General features: G+C 63.3%; 13 protein-coding genes. 6 read left to right on the top strand and 7 right to left on the bottom strand.

Annotated features, from left to right (window positions below; translation table 11 throughout):
* The first annotated feature begins 84 nt into the window (after positions 1-84).
* The 3 genes from POS17_RS14125 to POS17_RS14115 all read left to right on the top strand — a co-directional run bounded on the left by POS17_RS14125 (position 85) and on the right by POS17_RS14115 (position 3,116).
* Positions 85-900, top strand: a complete 816-nt coding sequence (locus POS17_RS14125; RefSeq protein WP_060839134.1) for a molybdenum cofactor biosynthesis F family protein — start codon at positions 85-87, stop codon at positions 898-900.
* A 75-nt stretch (positions 901-975) separates the two neighbouring features.
* Entirely contained in the window at positions 976-2,358 is a 1,383-nt protein-coding gene (locus tag POS17_RS14120; protein ID WP_060839133.1) for an aspartate aminotransferase family protein, read from the top strand.
* On the top strand, positions 2,355-3,116 hold the full coding sequence (locus tag POS17_RS14115; RefSeq protein WP_060839132.1) for an SDR family oxidoreductase: 762 nt from the start codon (positions 2,355-2,357) through the stop codon (positions 3,114-3,116). Before POS17_RS14120 ends, POS17_RS14115 begins: the two co-directional genes overlap by 4 nt.
* Positions 3,117-3,702: 586 nt before the next feature.
* On the opposite strand, the gene POS17_RS14110 is transcribed toward POS17_RS14115, so the two are convergent.
* From POS17_RS14110 to POS17_RS14095, 4 genes are read right to left on the bottom strand one after another with little or no spacing between them, the layout of a single operon-like run.
* Positions 3,703-4,797 (bottom strand): polyamine ABC transporter substrate-binding protein, encoded by a 1,095-nt coding sequence (locus tag POS17_RS14110; protein ID WP_060839131.1) that lies wholly within the window; start codon positions 4,795-4,797, stop codon positions 3,703-3,705.
* 48 nt (positions 4,798-4,845) lie between these two features.
* Positions 4,846-5,187, bottom strand: coding sequence for a cupin domain-containing protein (locus tag POS17_RS14105; protein WP_060839130.1), 342 nt, complete (start codon positions 5,185-5,187; stop codon positions 4,846-4,848).
* A 56-nt stretch (positions 5,188-5,243) separates the two neighbouring features.
* Entirely contained in the window at positions 5,244-6,650 is a 1,407-nt protein-coding gene (locus POS17_RS14100) for an NAD(P)/FAD-dependent oxidoreductase (RefSeq protein ID WP_060839129.1), read from the bottom strand.
* Positions 6,651-6,701: 51 nt separating this feature from the next.
* Positions 6,702-7,517 (bottom strand): helix-turn-helix transcriptional regulator, encoded by an 816-nt coding sequence (locus tag POS17_RS14095; protein ID WP_060841938.1) that lies wholly within the window; start codon positions 7,515-7,517, stop codon positions 6,702-6,704.
* Positions 7,518-7,795: 278 nt separating this feature from the next.
* On the opposite strand from POS17_RS14095, the gene POS17_RS14090 reads away from it, so the two are divergent.
* The gene (locus tag POS17_RS14090) at positions 7,796-8,065 is read left to right on the top strand and encodes a DUF1652 domain-containing protein (protein ID WP_042941150.1); all 270 of its coding nucleotides are present in this window, start codon (positions 7,796-7,798) and stop codon (positions 8,063-8,065) included.
* Between the two features lie 44 nt (positions 8,066-8,109).
* On the opposite strand, the gene POS17_RS14085 is transcribed toward POS17_RS14090, so the two are convergent.
* Positions 8,110-10,575, bottom strand: a complete 2,466-nt coding sequence (locus tag POS17_RS14085; RefSeq protein ID WP_060839128.1) for a UvrD-helicase domain-containing protein — start codon at positions 10,573-10,575, stop codon at positions 8,110-8,112.
* Positions 10,576-10,848: 273 nt separating this feature from the next.
* On the opposite strand from POS17_RS14085, the gene POS17_RS14080 reads away from it, so the two are divergent.
* Positions 10,849-11,544, top strand: coding sequence for a pirin family protein (locus POS17_RS14080; protein ID WP_060839127.1), 696 nt, complete (start codon positions 10,849-10,851; stop codon positions 11,542-11,544).
* A 94-nt stretch (positions 11,545-11,638) separates the two neighbouring features.
* Here the strand turns inward: POS17_RS14080 and pgm are convergent, their stop codons facing one another.
* The gene (gene pgm / locus POS17_RS14075) at positions 11,639-13,285 is read right to left on the bottom strand and encodes a phosphoglucomutase (alpha-D-glucose-1,6-bisphosphate-dependent) (RefSeq protein WP_060839126.1); all 1,647 of its coding nucleotides are present in this window, start codon (positions 13,283-13,285) and stop codon (positions 11,639-11,641) included.
* Between the two features lie 226 nt (positions 13,286-13,511).
* Entirely contained in the window at positions 13,512-14,534 is a 1,023-nt protein-coding gene (locus POS17_RS14070; RefSeq protein WP_060839125.1) for a zinc-dependent alcohol dehydrogenase family protein, read from the bottom strand.
* A gap of 270 nt (positions 14,535-14,804) precedes the next feature.
* On the opposite strand from POS17_RS14070, the gene POS17_RS14065 reads away from it, so the two are divergent.
* Entirely contained in the window at positions 14,805-15,719 is a 915-nt protein-coding gene (locus POS17_RS14065) for a LysR family transcriptional regulator (RefSeq protein ID WP_060839124.1), read from the top strand.
* Positions 15,720-15,968: the final 249 nt, after the last annotated feature.

The raw sequence follows: 15,968 nt of genomic DNA, 5'->3' as shown, positions 1-15,968 counted from the left end.
CCACACCTCAACCATGTGGTTGATGGGCAGCGCCGCTGCACGGATCGAACATGGGGCTCTCCTTCGGCAGACAAGAGCCTTGCCATGAATCAGCAACCTGAATGGATCACCGTCGGCGCCCTGGCGGACGGTTTTGCCAGCGACAACCACATCCTTCCCGCGATCGATGATCTGGCCGGTCGCACCCTGACCCTGTACTTCGATAATGGCTGGCAGATCGAACACCGGTTCGACACCCAGACCCTCAGCTGGAACGCCCCTGGCGAACCGGCGAGCGCCGCACGGCCCTATCGCGCCACCTCGGTGCGCCCGGGCATCTACCTGGTGGACTTCCTCAAGCAGGAGCAAGGCCGGACCCACTCGGTGAGCCTGGTCCTGGACCTGCAACAACAGTGCTTCACCGCCGTCATCGGCCAGATGCCGACGCAGGCCGAGTGCAGCGTGGACCTGTTCAGCCGCGCCCTGTCCGGTGGCGAGCTGACCTCGGTCAAAGCCCACTTCCTGCATGGCAGCGTTGATGTGCCCGCCCGAGCCGAGACGCCGCGGCACTCGCCCAGCGATGAACTGATCGGCCTGCGCAACCAGTACATCTACAGCACCAGCGAGGCCTATGAGCATGTCTACCTCAACGCCAACTTCTACAGCTGGCAATGCCTCAAGGGCGTGGAACAAGGCCTGGCGGACACCGATCGCTGTCATTACTACAAGGTCGCCGAGCAGCTGTACCTGTTCGTCTGGCGCGAGAAGATCGTCCCGACCCTGGGCCTGGTGCTGATCGACCTGCAGGCCGGACGCAGCGACGGCAAGATCTTCGGCTATCAGGGCACGGACTTCAGCCATGCCGCCAACTTCCCGGTGGGGGCTCTGGCTCGGGTGCTCAATCGCACCCTTCACGGCTGATTCCAGCGCCATGCAGGCCCAGCGCCGACTCCACCGCCAGCAACGGCCCGCCCACCTATCGCACAGGACACACTCATGACTCTGGGTCTCGATCTGCAACGCGTCGCCAACAGCTACCAGGGCGAACTGCAACGGTTCGCCGAACAACACCCGCGCTCCGGCGCCTTCTACCAGCAAAACCTCCAGCATTGGTTGTACGGCGCGCCATTGCACTGGATGCAGCAATGGCCCGGCGCCTACCCGATCATGGTGGCCGATGCCCGGGGCGCCACCCTTACCGACTGCGACGGCCATGAATACGTGGACTTTGCCCTGGGCGACACCGGCGCCATGTTCGGTCACGCCCAGCCGGCCGTGGCCGCAGCCATCGCCGAACAGGCGCTGCATGGCTCGACCCTGATGCTGCCCACTGCCGACAGCCTGTGGGTCGGCAAGGAGCTGAGCCGGCGCTTTGGCCTGCCTTACTGGCAGGTCACCACCTCGGCCACCGACGCCAACCGCTTTGTCCTGCGCCTGTGCCGGATGATCACCGGGCGGCAGAAGGTCCTGGTGTTCAACTGCAACTACCACGGCAGCGTCGACGAATCCCAGGTGGAATTCGACGCCCAGGGTCGGATGATTCCCCGCGACGGCGTGCACGCCAACGGCCTGCAGCACCAGGCCACCACCCGGCTGGTGGAGTTCAACGACCTGCCGGCCCTGGAGGCGGCCCTGGCCCACGGCGACGTGGCCGCGGTCCTCACCGAACCCTTCATGACCAACGTCGGCATGGTGCCGCCGGCAGCGGGCTTTCATCAGGGCCTGCGGGAACTGACCCGGCGCTTCGACGTGCCGCTGATCATCGACGAAACCCATACCCTGTCCTGCGGACCGGGAGGCTATTGCGGCGAACAGGGGTTGGAGCCGGACTTCTTCGTCCTCGGCAAATCCATCGCCGGGGGCATTCCCACGGCCGTGTGGGGCAGCAGCCGGGCCATGGCCGAGCGGATCTGGCAGGTGCTGCCGCATTTTCAGCCGGGTCAGGCCATCAATCACTTCGGCTTCGGCGGCACCCTGGCCGGCAACGCCCTGCAGATGGCCGCCATGCGCGCCACCTTCAGCGAGGTGATGACCCCGGAGAACTACGCGCGCATGTTCCGGCTGGCCGAACGCCTGCGGGCCGGGGTCGAAGCCATCATCAGCAAGCATCGCCTGCCCTGGCACGTGACCCGCATCGGCGCCCGGGTCGAGTACCTGTTCATGCAGCAGGCCCCGCGCAACGGCGGCGAAGCCCACCACGCCCGGCACGGGCTGATCGAGGCCTATCTGCACCTGTACCTGCTCAATCGCGGGGTCTTGCTGACCCCGTTCCACAACATGGCCCTGCTCTGCCCGGACGCCAGCGAGGAGCAGGTCGACCTGCACAATCGGCTGCTGGATCAATGCCTGAGCCAGGTCCTGCAAGGCCTGCCGTCATGAGCCTGGAACAGCGCGGACGCATTGCCCTGGTCACCGGCTCGGGCCAGGGTATTGGCCGGGCGATCGCCCAGGTGTTCGCCGCCGGGGGCGCCAAGGTCATGCTGGCCACCCGCAGCGCTGCGTCAGGCGCCGAAACCCAACGCCTGATTCGTCAGGCTGGCGGAACAGCGGAGCTGCTGACCCTGGACCTCGGCACCCGGGCAGCCGCCGAACAGGCGGTAGCGGCGACCTTGGACGCCTTTGGCGGCCTGGACCTGCTGCTGCACAACGCCGGGATCTTTCCGATGCAGAAACTGGCCGAGCTTGAGGAGCAGACCCTCGACAGCACCTTGGCGGTGAACCTGAAAAGCTGCTTCTGGCTGACCCAGGCAGCCTTGCCGGCGCTACGCCGGGCCCGAGCACCGCGGATCGTCGTCACCTCATCGGTGACCGGCCCACGCACGGCAATTCCCGGACTGGCCCACTACGCGGCGTCCAAGGCGGGGGTCAATGGCTTCATTCGCGCAGCGGCACTGGAACTGGCGGAGTATGGAATCACCGTCAACGGCGTTGAGCCGGGGCTTATCGCCACCCAAGCCATGGACAACCTCGGCGACGCCGCGACCCTGGCCAAGGGCATTCCCCTAGGGCGCCTGGGAACGCCTGAGGACATTGCCTACGCCATGTTGTTCCTGGCCTCGCCACAGGCCGGCTACATCACCGGCCAGACCCTGATAGTGGACGGCGGCGCCCTGCTCCCGGAAAACAGCCAATTGTAAGCGTAGCCCTGCCAGCGAAGGCGCCCTCAAGGGCAGTGCTTGTCTCTGAGGCCTCTTCGCCGGCAAGCCGGCTCCTACAAAAATCGGCGGGGCTGATTCGTTGATACATCCCGTTCTCGTAGGAGCTGGCTTGCCAGCGAAGGCGTCCTCAAGGGCGGTGCTTGTCTCTGAGGCCTCTTCGCCGGCAAGCCGGCTCCTACAAAAATCGGCGGGGCTGATTCGTTGATACATCCCGTTCTCGTAGGAGCTGGCTTGCCAGCGAAGGCGTCCTCAAGGGCGGTGCTTGTCTCTAAGGCCTCTTCGCCGGCAAGCCGGCTCCTACAAAAATCGGCGGGGCTGATTCGTTGATACATCCCGTTCTCGTAGGAGCTGGCTTGCCAGCGAAGGCGTCCTCAAGGGCGGTGCTTGTCTCTGAGGCCTCTTCGCCGGCAAGCCGGCTCCTACAAAAATCGGCGGGGCTGATTCGTTGATACATCCCGTTCTCGTAGGAGCTGGCTTGCCAGCGAAGGCGCCCTCAAGGGCAGTGCTTGTCTCTGAGGCCTCTTCGCCGGCAAGCCGGCTCCTACGCAGCTTGTGGGTATGGGGATCAGTTGCCGCTGCGGATCTTGTTCCACAAGCGGGTGCGGATACGGTCGATGTCCAGCGGCATGGCTTGCAGGGCGAACAATGTGCCCATCATGGCCGGGCTCGGGTAAACCTTGGTGTCGTTCTTGATCGCTGGATCGACCAGAGCATCGGCTTGCTGGTTGCCATTGGCGTAATGCACGTAGTTGCTGATGTTGGCCATTACGTCCGGGCGCAGCAGGTAGTTCATAAAGGCATACCCGGCCTTCTCATCCGGTGCGTCCACAGGCATGGCCACCATGTCGAACCAGATCGGCGAGCCTTCCTTGGGAATCGAATAGCCGATCTCCACCCCGTTCTTCGCTTCCCTGGCCCGGCTTTCCGCTTGCAGGATGTCCCCGGAGAACCCCACCGCCACGCAAATATTGCCGTTGGCCAGGTCGCTGGTGTACTTCGACGAATGGAAGTAGCTGACATAAGGCCGGACCGTCATCAGCAGCGCCTCGGCTTTCTTGTAGTCCGCCGGGTTCTTGCTGTGGTGTGGCAGCCCCAGGTAATTCAAGGCTGTGGGAATCAGTTCGGGGCCGTTGTCGAGAATCGCCACGCCGCACTTCTGCAGCTTCTGCATGTACTCGGGCTTGAAGATCAGGTCCCAGGAGTCCAGCGGTGCGTCATCCCCCAGCACTTCCTTGATCTTGGCCACGTTGTAGCCAATCCCGGTGCTGCCCCACAGGTACGGAAAACCGTGCTGGTTGCCCGGGTCATTGACCTCCAGCGCTTTGAGCAGCGCCGGGTTAAGGTTTTTCCAGTTGGGCAACTGGCTCTTGTCGAGCTTCTTCAACGCCCCGCCCTGGATCTGCCGCGCCATGAAATGGTTGGAGGGGAACACCACGTCGTAACCGGATTTACCGGTCATCAGCTTGCCGTCCAGGGTCTCGTTGCTGTCGTAGACGTCATAGGTGAAACTTGTCCCGGTTTCCTTCTGGAAAGCCTTGGTGGTGTCAGGGGCGATGTAGTCCGACCAGTTGTAGATCTTCACCGTGTCGGCGGCCTGGGCCAGGGAGGCGCCGAACAACAGTGCATTGAATAACAGCAAAGCGGAGTTCTTGCGGATCATGGATCGTTACCTGTGGCTGGTTTTGTTATTGGCAGGCAATCAAGGGGATCAGTAAATCAGGACGTAGGTCTTGCGCACCGTTTCCTGGATGTCCCAGATCCCGGTGCTGTTGGCCGGCAACATCAGTGCATCGCCGGCTTCTATGTGCAGTGGCTCGCCATCGTCGGGGGTGAAGGTGCAACGCCCCTGGATGAAGTGACAGAACTCCTGGGCGACGATCTGTCGCCGCCAGCGCCCCGGAGTGCACTCCCAGATCCCGGTCTCGACCCCGTCGTCGCGCTCGACGGCGGTCACTGAGGTCATCGCCACCGGGGTGCCCAGGGGCACGGCGACCGGCGTCGAGGGGTCCAGGGTGACACTGGCGGTGTTCTTGAATTGCGTGATGCTCATGGGCTCTACCTTTCACTGGACATTCAAACGGACATCGTTCGCTACAAAAAACCGATTCAGTGCATCAAGCCTTCCATGAACCCGGCGACCCGGCTGGCCATGCGCCGCCGCCACGGGGCCGACGCGGGGTTGGCCAGGGTCTGGTCTTCATGGACGAAGCTGCGAATGATTGCGTTGTAACCCAGCCACCGACAGGGCTCCGGCTCCCAGGCACGCAGGGCTTCCAGGCGGCTTTGCGGCAGCACCCAGGGTTGACGGACCAGCGCACTGTCGCGCTCGAGAATCAGGTCGGCCAGGGTCCGCCCCCCCAGGTTGCTGGCACCGACCCCCTCTCCGCCGTAGCCGCCGGACAGTGCGATGCCCTTGTGCCGGTCGCACAGCATGTGCGGCTTGAAGTGCCGGGACATGCCCAGGTTGCCGCCCCAGGAATGGGTGATGCGCACGTTCTTGAGTTGCGGGAACAGTTCGCCGAACAGGTAGCGGCGCAGCTCCACTTCGTCCCGGGTCAGGTCGAAGTCATGGCGCAGCTTGCCGGCGAACTGATAGCCACCACGGGCGCCGAACACCAGGCGATTGTCCCGGGACCGCTGGCCGTAGGTGACCTGGCGACTGCTCTCGCTGAAGGCCTGGCCCTGGCTCAGGCCGATCTCGTCCCAGACCGACTCCGCCAGCGGCTCGGTGGCCACCAGCAGGCTTTGCACCGGCAGTTGATACCGGCCCAGGGGTGGCAGGGTCACCGAATAACCCTCCACCGCCGGCACTATCCAGTGACTGCGCACGGCGGCCCTGGCGGTCTTGAGGCTGCCGGACTGCCAGTGGCTCACCGGACTGTTCTCGTAGATGCTCACCCCCAGGCGTTCCACCGCCCGGGCCAGGCCTCGCACCAGCCTGGCCGGCTGGATGGTCGCGCAATGCTTGGCGTAGATGCCGCCATAGGGCTTGGCCACGCGGATCTGCTGGGCCAGTTGTTGCGGGTTCAGCCAGTGGTAGTCGTCCGGCTCCAGGCCCTGGGCGTAGAGCTTGTCCAGGTACTGGCGCAGGCTGGTTTCCTGCTCGGGATAGCGGGCCGCGCAGTACAGCACTCCGCCCTTGCGATAGTCACAATCGATGCCTTCGCGCTGGAGGACGCTGGCCACTTCATCGGGAATGCCATGCAGCAGCTCGTAGGAAGCCCGGCGCTGCTGCGGCGACAGCCCGGCCAGCAACCGGTCCTCCCCCAGCAGATTGCCCATCAGCCAGCCGCCATTGCGGCCCGAGGCGCCAAAACCCGCGGTCTGGGCCTCGATCACTGCGATCTTGAGCTGCGGTGCCTGGCGCTTGAGGTAGTAGGCGGTCCACAGGCCGGTGTAACCGGCACCGATGATCGCCACGTCCAGGTCCAGGTCCTGCTCGAGCGCCGGCCGCGGCAACAGCGGCTCGTCGAGCTGGTCCATCCACAAACTGATACTGCGCCACGCTGGCATGCAAGCACTCCGCAACCCGAATTTCGAATGCGGCGATCCTAGTGCCTGTATTCAGGGGTTGTCTTGCGCGCGGGCACGCAAAGAAATTTGCCTGACGTAGGCCTTGGGCGACTGCCCGGTGTGCTGGCGGAAACAGCTGTAGAACGCCGAGAGTGAATTGAACCCGGCAGCAAAGGCCAACTCGTCGACCCGCAGCGGCGGCGTCGCCTGGTCGAGAGCGCTCAACACATGCTGCAGGCGCGCCTGATTGACATAGCGGTAGAAACTCTGCCCCAGCACCTGATTGAGCAGATAGGAAATCTGATTGCGGCTATAGCCGCATTCGCGGGCCACCCGCTGCAGGTCCAGTTCCGGGTCGAGGTACGGCTGCTGACGCTGAAAATACTGCTGCAGGTCCTCGGCCATGAACCCCAGCTGGCGCGGCGACAGGCCCAGGCGGCTGACGGCCGGGCGCTGGCTGCCGGAAGCCTTGCCCGTCCCGGGCGCATGCACCAGGGAGGCGTACTCATTGACCCGCCAGATCAGCCCGTCACGCACGGTGATGGCTTCGCTGGAGCGGAACGACACCAGCCCCTGGCCGCCACGCAAGGTCACCTGGTACTGGATGAAGGCCGTGTCGCCATCCAGGCGAATCCGGTCGCAATGCTCCAGGGCCTCGTCCGGGGCCCGGGGCATGCTGGCCTGCACATACTCGCGCAGCTCGTCGAGGCCCAGGGTGCGATTCTGGAAAAAGTCGTTGTACTGAATCTCGGGGTGATACAGCGCCATCACGCCATCAAGGTCGCGGTGCTTCCAGCACAGGTGATAACGCATCACGGTTTCACCGGTGGCCTGGGTCAGCAGCGGCCCGTCATCAGGGACAGACATAGGTTTCTCGAACAGGAAAAGGCGCAGCTTGCCGAACTTGCGCAGCGGCTTCAACGACCACCCGCGCGATGCGGATCGTGGCACGACGATGGCACTGCCCGCCAAGACATGACCTGCATCATGAATCCGACAGACAACTGCCGGACGGTGGGCAAAAAAACGCCGAGCTGTCATCAGCCGGTGCTACTTTTATAGCCTCAAGCGAGCAGATCAATGACGATCCGCTCGTCCCTACCGCGAGCACAAGGAAGCGCTCAATGAATCAGGGTGGGCCACCGATGAACAGAGTCTGGGCCAGTAAAGTCACCTTTCCCAACGCCTGCCAGCTGATGCGCTGGCATTTCCATCCCCTGGGCTTCGAAGCCAGCATGGATGCACCCGGCAGCATGATCGCCCGGCTGTTCGACCGTGCCAGCGGCGAAACCATGATTGCCATCGCCGGCATTCCCTGTGCCACGGTGATGAGCGCAGCGGATGTCGAACGAATAATCGAGGCCGTAGAGGACGAACTGGAGGCCTTTGCCCCCTCTCTGGCGCTCAAGGCCTGATACGCGGCCGCCTCGACTGAAGCCCGCCTGACCGGCGGGCTTTTTCATGCTCGCTGCCGCAGGTCGGAAAAATATGGCTTGTCGCCCGGCACCCGGTCCGAAGCCTTGGGCGCATTGCCCGCCGTCGACTCCTGGGGATCGACGTACCAGTAGCAATGCTTGACCGCGCGGGTGATGCCCACGTAGGCCAGGCGCAGGATCTCGTCCTTCTGCGCATTGTCGTAAGGCTCGGCGTCGCCATCCTTGCCCAGCCCGGCCTGCCGATAGACCTGGTTCTTGTAGGGTGAACTGCTCAGGTGCTGGCAATCGCCCAGCAGGAACACGGCATCCGCCTGCAGGCCTTTGGCGCTGTGATAGGTCAGTTGCTTGAGCCGGCGGGCCGCCGGCGGCAAGCTAGAATCAACATTAACTATTTGAGAAATATGCTGTTCAATCAACAACTTATCGCTTGTTTTTCGAAACAGCATCAAGATTGAGTCACCCTGACGGTAATGCTCTGCCAGGCGCCGAGCCAAGTCCTGGTCGTCCCGATCCAGCACCTGCACCGGCCACAGCTCCCTGTCCTGGCCAACAGCCTTGGCCTTCTTGCCGGCAATGGCCGGGGCAGCGCGGACAATGTGCTCGGCAGCGTCGATCACGTGCTGGTGACTGCGGTAGTTCTCGCTGAGCATCACCCGCGTGGTGCCCGGCGACGGGAACTCCTTGTTGAATTCGATGAAGTACTTCGGCGAGCTGCCGCGCCAGCCGTAGATCGACTGCCAGTCGTCACCGACACAGAGCAAGGATGAATGCTGGGCCCCGCGCCCCAGGTTCAAGGCCGCGCCACGGCGGCGGATCTCGCCAAGGCTGGCCTTGATCCAGGAGACGATCTGCGGCGACACATCCTGAAATTCGTCGATCATCAGGTGCGACATCGGCCGCAGGCAGGCATCGCTGAGCAGCTTGAAGTTTTCCGGCGAGCGCTCGCTGAACAGGGCGAACATCCGGTTGTAGCTCATGATGGGCGGCGACTGGTCTAGCAGGTGGTCCTCCAGGGCCCGCCAGAACAGGCTCAAGGCCTCGAAGAAAAAACGATCCGGGTCGTCCTGGGCAAAGCTCATGCCGGCTACGGCGTCCCCGACCTCCAGTCCCAGGTTCTCGATAAAGCCGGCCGCCGCCACAAAGCAATCCAGCAAGGGGGCCGAGGCCAGCTCGCCCTTGACCCGATAATCGAAACCCGGACCCGCACTGACCTGGGCAGAAAAGGCCCCTGAGACGCGCTTTGCTCCTTCATAACTATCAAGCCAAATCAAAGGCTTACGGCAGAAAGCTTGAAACAGGGTGCGCTTTACAGCGCACTCGGCGCGCACCGTCAGCTTGGCCCCGGGCCGGGTGATCTGCGGGCTCTCCCGAGGATCGAAGCCGAGCACGACCCAGGCATCCAGCTCGGCGGCATAACCATGGCAATAGAAGGTCGAACCGTTGATCAAGAAACTCTGGCGCCGAGGCTCGATCCCCTGAATCGGCCAGGCACCGGCACGCAGCCATAGGTCTTCCACGGTGTCGCACAGCTCTTCGTCACGCTTGGCCGCCAACTCGGTGACCGCCACGCGCTTTTGCACATCGGGGTGATCGCGCTCCAGCTCCCTGAGTTGCAGAGCGTGGCGCGCCAAGGGTTGCAAAGCCCGGCGGAAGCGCTCGTCACTGCGATACAGCGCCTGATAGCAGGCATTGAGGTGCTGGCGCTGGGCATCGTTGATGCGCAGATCGAAGGGATTGCTGTCCACCTCGTCCTCGGCACCTGGCTGGCGCTCGCTGAGGTTCTCGAAGGCCTGCAAGCGCTCCAGCCCCGGCAGGCTGCGCACCATGGGCAGGATCCGCGAATGGAAGGTGCGCACCAGGTCCCGGGCTTCGCGGGGAGCCAGTACCCGTCCCCACAGGGCGAAGACTTCCACCAGCTTGCCGATGAAGTCCTTGCGCGACTCCCGGGTGAAGGTCACCACGGTCATCGAATCCAGCTCGAATCCCAGGTAGTGGCTGAGCAGCAACAGACGCAGCACCAGCGACGTCGACTTGCCGGCCCCGGCCCCGGCAATCACCGCTGTGGCCGGTGTGTCGCTGAAGATCATCTTCCACTGGGCGGCACTGGGCTGGGCCCGGGCCGGCAGCAAGCGGGCGACATCGGCCTTGAAGCGCTTCTTCAGCTCGGCACTCAGCGGCAGGCGCCAGTCGTCGAACAACCGGTCATCCACCCCTGGCGGCCGGTGCTCGGTGTTGCGGCTGTCGCGGATCAACAACACCTGACGGCCTTCTTCCAGCCCCTCAAGCCGGCCCTCCTTGTAGCCGTACTCCACTCCCGCCGTGTGACCGCTGCGAAAGCCGTCGGCCTGACCGTGCAGCCAGGAGGCCCGATGCTGGGCCCGCAGGCGGTTCAGGCCATGACCGAAGAAGCGCGCAGCCAGGCGCTTCAACAGGGGCATCTGGGCCAGGGGCAAAAGCTCGGGGGGCAGATCGGGATTGTGTTGCGACACGCGGACTCCAAGGGGTGAGGCTGAGCGGTAATGGTCGCCGGATTTATTCCTGGTATCCAGCGAATTGCTTGCAGGTCATTAACTTAAGCGATGAACCGAAGGTTTAACACCAAGATTCCGACAAAATAATCATCTAATTTTACGATTGGATTACGGCATTTTTTGCGCTTTTTATCGATCTATGACTGATAGAAGATGCACGCCATCAACCAACGGTTATCGTTTTTGGCCCGGATACAAGGCGCCATGGCGAAGCCTCATGAGGAGACGATCATGCTTGAACTCAGACCCTTCAGCTCCCTAGGCGGCGCACACCACGGCTGGCTGGATGCTCATCACCACTTTTCCTTCGCCGAGTACTACGACCCCAAGCGCATGCACTGGGGCAACCTGCGGGTCTGGAACGATGACGTGATCGCTCCCGGCACCGGTTTTCCCCAGCACCCGCACCGGGACATGGAAATCATTACCTACGTCCGCGAAGGCGCCATCAGCCATCAGGACAACCTGGGCAACAAGGGCCGCACCGAGGCCGGCGATGTGCAGGTCATGAGCGCCGGGACCGGGATCGCCCACAGCGAATACAACCTGGAAGCCACGCCGACCAAGATCTTCCAGATCTGGATCGTTCCCAACCAGGCCGGTTCTGCGCCGTCCTGGGGCGCCAAGCCTTTTCCCAAGGGGCTGCGCGAGGGTTTTGTGACCCTGGCCAGCGGCAAGGACGGCGACGAGGAAAGCTTGCGCATTCGAGCCGACGCACGGCTGGTGGCGGCCAACCTGAAGGCAGGGGAAACCGCCGAGTACCATCTGGACGCTGGACGCCGGGCTTATCTGGTGCCGGCTACCGGAGCGATCGAGATCAACGGCTTGCGCGCCGAAGCTCGAGATGGGGTTGCGGTCGAGGACGAACGAGTGCTGCGAGTGAGCGCGCTGCGGGACAGTGAGATCGTGCTGGTGGATCTGGCGTGAAGCGCTGCGGCCAATAAAAGCGCCGTAGTAAAAAAAGGGGCGACCATGAAGGTCGCCCCTTTTTTATTGGCCGGCGAGCCGGCTTTGGCGTGAATCAGTTGCCGCTGATGGCGGCGTCCACCAGGGCCTGGGCTTCCTGCACCAGCTGCTTGAGGTGATCGTCACCGATGAAGCTCTCGGCGTAGATCTTGTAGATGTCCTCGGTGCCCGATGGCCGGGCGGCGAACCAGCCGTTCTCGGTCATGACTTTCAGGCCACCAATGGCCTGATCGTTGCCCGGGGCCTGACTGAGGATCTGCTGGATCGGCTCGCCGGCCAGCTGGGTCGAGGTCACCTGTTGCGGCGAAAGCTTGCTGAGCAAGGCTTTTTGCTGCGGGTTGGCCTTGGCATCGACCCGTACCGAGAAAGGTTCGCCCAGCTCGTCGCACAGGGCGCGGTAGGCCTGGCTCGGATCACGACCGGTACGAGCGGTCATTTCAGCGGCCAGCAGCGACGGGATCAGGCCGTCCTTGTCGGTGCACCAGACACCACCGTCCTTGCGCAGGAACGAGGCACCGGCACTTTCTTCCCCGCCAAAGCCCAGGGAGCCGTCGAACAGGCCGTCGGCAAACCACTTGAAGCCCACGGGCACTTCGTACAGGCGACGGCCCAGACGCGCCGCCACCCGATCGATCAGGCCACTGCTGACCACGGTCTTGCCCACGGCGGCGTCGGCGCGCCATTGCGGACGGTTCTGGAACAGGTAATCGATGGACACCGCCAGGTAGTTGTTCGGTGCCAGCAGGCCGCCGCTAGGGGTGACGATGCCGTGGCGGTCGTGATCGGGGTCGCAGGCAAAAGCCACGTCGAAGCGCTCTTTCAGGCCGATCAATCCTTGCATGGCGTAGCTGGAGGATGGGTCCATGCGGATCTGTCCGTCCCAGTCCACCGACATGAAGCGGAAGGTGGCATCCACTTGTTGGTTCACCACGTCCAGATCAAGACGGTAGTGCTCGGCGATGGCCGACCAGTAGCGCACCCCTGCTCCACCCAGCGGATCCACGCCCAGGCGCAGCTTGGCGTTGCGGATGGCGTCGAGGTCGATGACGTTGATCAGGTCGGCGACGTAGGTATTGAGGTAGTCATGGCGATGTGTGGTATCAGCCTTCAGCGCTTGCTCGTAGCTGATGCGCTTGACTCCAGCGAGCTTGGCCGCCAGCAGTTCGTTGGCCTTGGCCTCGATCCACTTGGTGATATGGGTGTCGGCCGGGCCGCCATTGGTGGGGTTGTACTTGTAGCCACCGCTTTGTGGCGGGTTGTGGGAAGGCGTGATGACGATCCCGTCCGCCAGGCCCGAGGTCCGGCCGCGGTTGTAGCAGAGAATGGCATGGGACACCGCCGGGGTCGGGGTGTACTCGTCACCGGCAGCGATCATCACGGTCACGCCGTTGGCCGCCAGGACTTCCAGAGCGCTGGCCCCGGCCGGGGTCGACAGGGCGTGGGTGTCGATGCCCACGAACAACGGGCCATTGATGCCCTGGGATTCACGGTACAGGCAAATGGCCTGACTGATGGCCAGGACGTGCCATTCATTGAAACTCAGATCGAACGAACTGCCGCGATGCCCGGAGGTGCCGAAAGCCACGCGCTGGATAGGCACCGAGGCATCGGGTTGACCGGTGTAATACGCCGTAACCAGTCGCGGGATGTCGACCAGCAATTCAACCGGTGCCGGTTTACCCGCAAAAGGACTGAGAGTCATGCAAAACCTCTGGAAAAGGATGGTTCGGGAATGGAGCGCAGTTTACTGGCAGTTTGACCGCAGCGCGACGGAATCTATCCCGCAGCGCCGCGCTTTTCTGCAGGCGTCGACTGGCCGGCAAAAGGGGCCGTGAGCCCCGTGCAGTTTTCCAGAGGGTCTTCGCCAACCGGCCGCGAGCCCAGGGCGCAGAAACAAAAACGCCAGGCTAGGCCTGGCGTTGGAGTCATCAGGCCGGTTCGACCTGGAGCGCCACCCGTTCGCGGCATGGACACTCGTCCATGTAACGGTGCGCTTCGACAAACTCGCTGAAAGGAAAGACCCGGGTCTTCAAGGGCAACAGCACCCGGTCCGCGGTCAACTGGTTGATGTCGCGCAGCGCACGCTGCAACGCCACCTGATCCTGAATGATCCCCAGCTCCGGCTTGCCGGTGAAGTTGCCGATGCAGTGGACGAAGAACTGAATGTTCTTCTGGAACGCCGCACAGGCCGGGAACGGCGTCTGGTTGCCGCCTTGCAAGCCGTACAGCACCAGGCTGCCTCGGGGCGCCAGGACGTCACCAAGCATCGACATCTGTGGACCGCCCAGACCATCGAACACCACGTCGACCCCACGGTTGTCGGTGAGCTTGTTGATCTGCATCAGCAGGTCCTGCTCCTCGGTGACGATGACTTTCTCGGCTCCCAGGGACAACAGGTACTCACGCTCTTCTGCGGTCTTGGTGGCGGCAATCACCCGCACACCCAGGGCCTTGCCCAACTGGACGAAGGACGGACCGGCGCAGTGACTGGCGTCGGTCACCAGGGCGAACTGCCCGGGCTTGACCCGCGCCAGATCAACGTAGGCGAAATAGGCGATCAACAGCGGCGTGTAATGCACGGCCGCCTCGATGGGGCTCAGCACATCCGGGTAGCGGGTCAGGGCCGAGCGCGGCAGGACGATCAGCTCGCCGTAGACCGGATAATCATTGGGACTTTCGGCAGGAAAGCTGGCGACCTTGTCACCGACCGCGAGGTCGTCGACGCCCTCGCCCACTGCGGTGACCACGCCGGCCATTTCATGCCCCAGGCCCGATGGCAGGCGGGCATGGGACGACGCCAGGTTCTGCCGCCAGAGCACGTCGTACCAACTGATACCAATGGCTTCGACTCGTACCTGCACTTCGCCTGGCGCAGGCAACGAGGCCGCATGCTCTTCGCATTTGAGCACCTCGGCCGGTCCAAACTTGTGAAAACGAATCGTGCGGGACATCGCAAACCTCGTCAAATTAACCTCTAATGCCGCGAACTTTATCCGGGCTTTGAAAGCAAGACTATCAGTGCCTATTAATAGTCGACATGCCTGTCATTGATTCCGTGCCCTTGATAAGCGGGGCGGACAGCGCTTCCCGTGCGCGGCCTGACTACAAACAAACAACATTTAGCCGGTGCAGAGTACCAGCCTTTACCCGTAAGATTCACGCCGACCTTTTTACCCCGAGGGTCGCTTCCGTCAAGTTCGCTGACTCTGCCAGGACTCCAGATGAATCGTAATGACCTGCGTCGTGTCGACCTGAACCTGTTGATCGTGTTCGAAACCCTGATGCACGAACGCAGCGTGACCCGTGCCGCCGAGAAGCTGTTTCTTGGCCAGCCGGCCATCAGCGCCGCCTTGTCGCGCCTGCGCAATCTGTTCGACGACCCCCTGTTCGTGCGCACCGGCCGCAGCATGGAGCCTTCGGCCCGGGCAGTGGAAATCTTCGCCCTGCTCTCGCCGGCCCTGGATTCGATTTCCACCGCCGTCAGCCGCGCCGCCGAGTTCGATCCTGCCACCAGCACCACCGTATTTCGCATCGGTCTTTCCGATGACGTGGAATTTGCCCTGCTGCCGATGCTGCTCAAGCGCTTGCGCGCCGAAGCCCCGGGCATCGTCCTGGTGGTGCGCCGGGCCAACTACCTGCTGATGCCGTCGCTGCTGGCCTCCGGCGAAATCTCCATCGGCGTCAGCTACACCGCCGACCTGCCGGCCAACGCCAAGCGCAAGGTATTGCGCCGCAGCCTGCCCAAACTGCTGCGGGCCGACACCGTGCCCGGCGCCCTCAGCCTGGACGACTTCTGCGCCCGCCCCCACGCCCTGGTGTCGTTCGCCGGGGACCTGAGCGGTTTTATCGATGAAGAACTGGAGAAACTCGGACGCAAGCGCCACGTGGTGCTCGCCGTGCCGCAGTTCAACGGCCTGAGCACCCTGCTGGCCGGCACCGACATCCTCGCCACCGTTCCGGACTACACCGCCGAAGCCCTGACTGCCGCCGGCGGAGTACGTGCTGAAGATCCGCCCCTGCCGGTGCGCAGTTTTGAACTGCACATGGCCTGGCGCGGTTCACAGGACAACGATCCAGGGGAGCGCTGGTTGCGTTCGCGGATTCAGATGTTCTTTGGCGATCCGGACAGTCTTTGATCGAAGCGGCTTGAGCGCATCAAGCAACGCTGTGGCGGGCCAAGGCGAAATGGGTGCCTGAGCGCCGCGCCGACGGATTGAGCAATCGGCGCCGTCGGACGCCCCGGCAACCGACTCAGTTGGCGCGAATCATCCAGCAGATCACCTTTGGCTGCGGCGGCGTCAGAGTCCGCGAGCAACCCCGCAAGTCTCGCTGACAAGCCCATGCCAAGCGGTGCCGCTATGTATTGCGCGGGTATCTGCCAGCGC

Origin of the sequence: Pseudomonas sp. Os17 (assembly GCF_001547895.1) — a bacterium.
Taxonomy (GTDB): domain Bacteria; phylum Pseudomonadota; class Gammaproteobacteria; order Pseudomonadales; family Pseudomonadaceae; genus Aquipseudomonas.
This window is presented reverse-complemented; position numbering and strand designations above follow the sequence as displayed.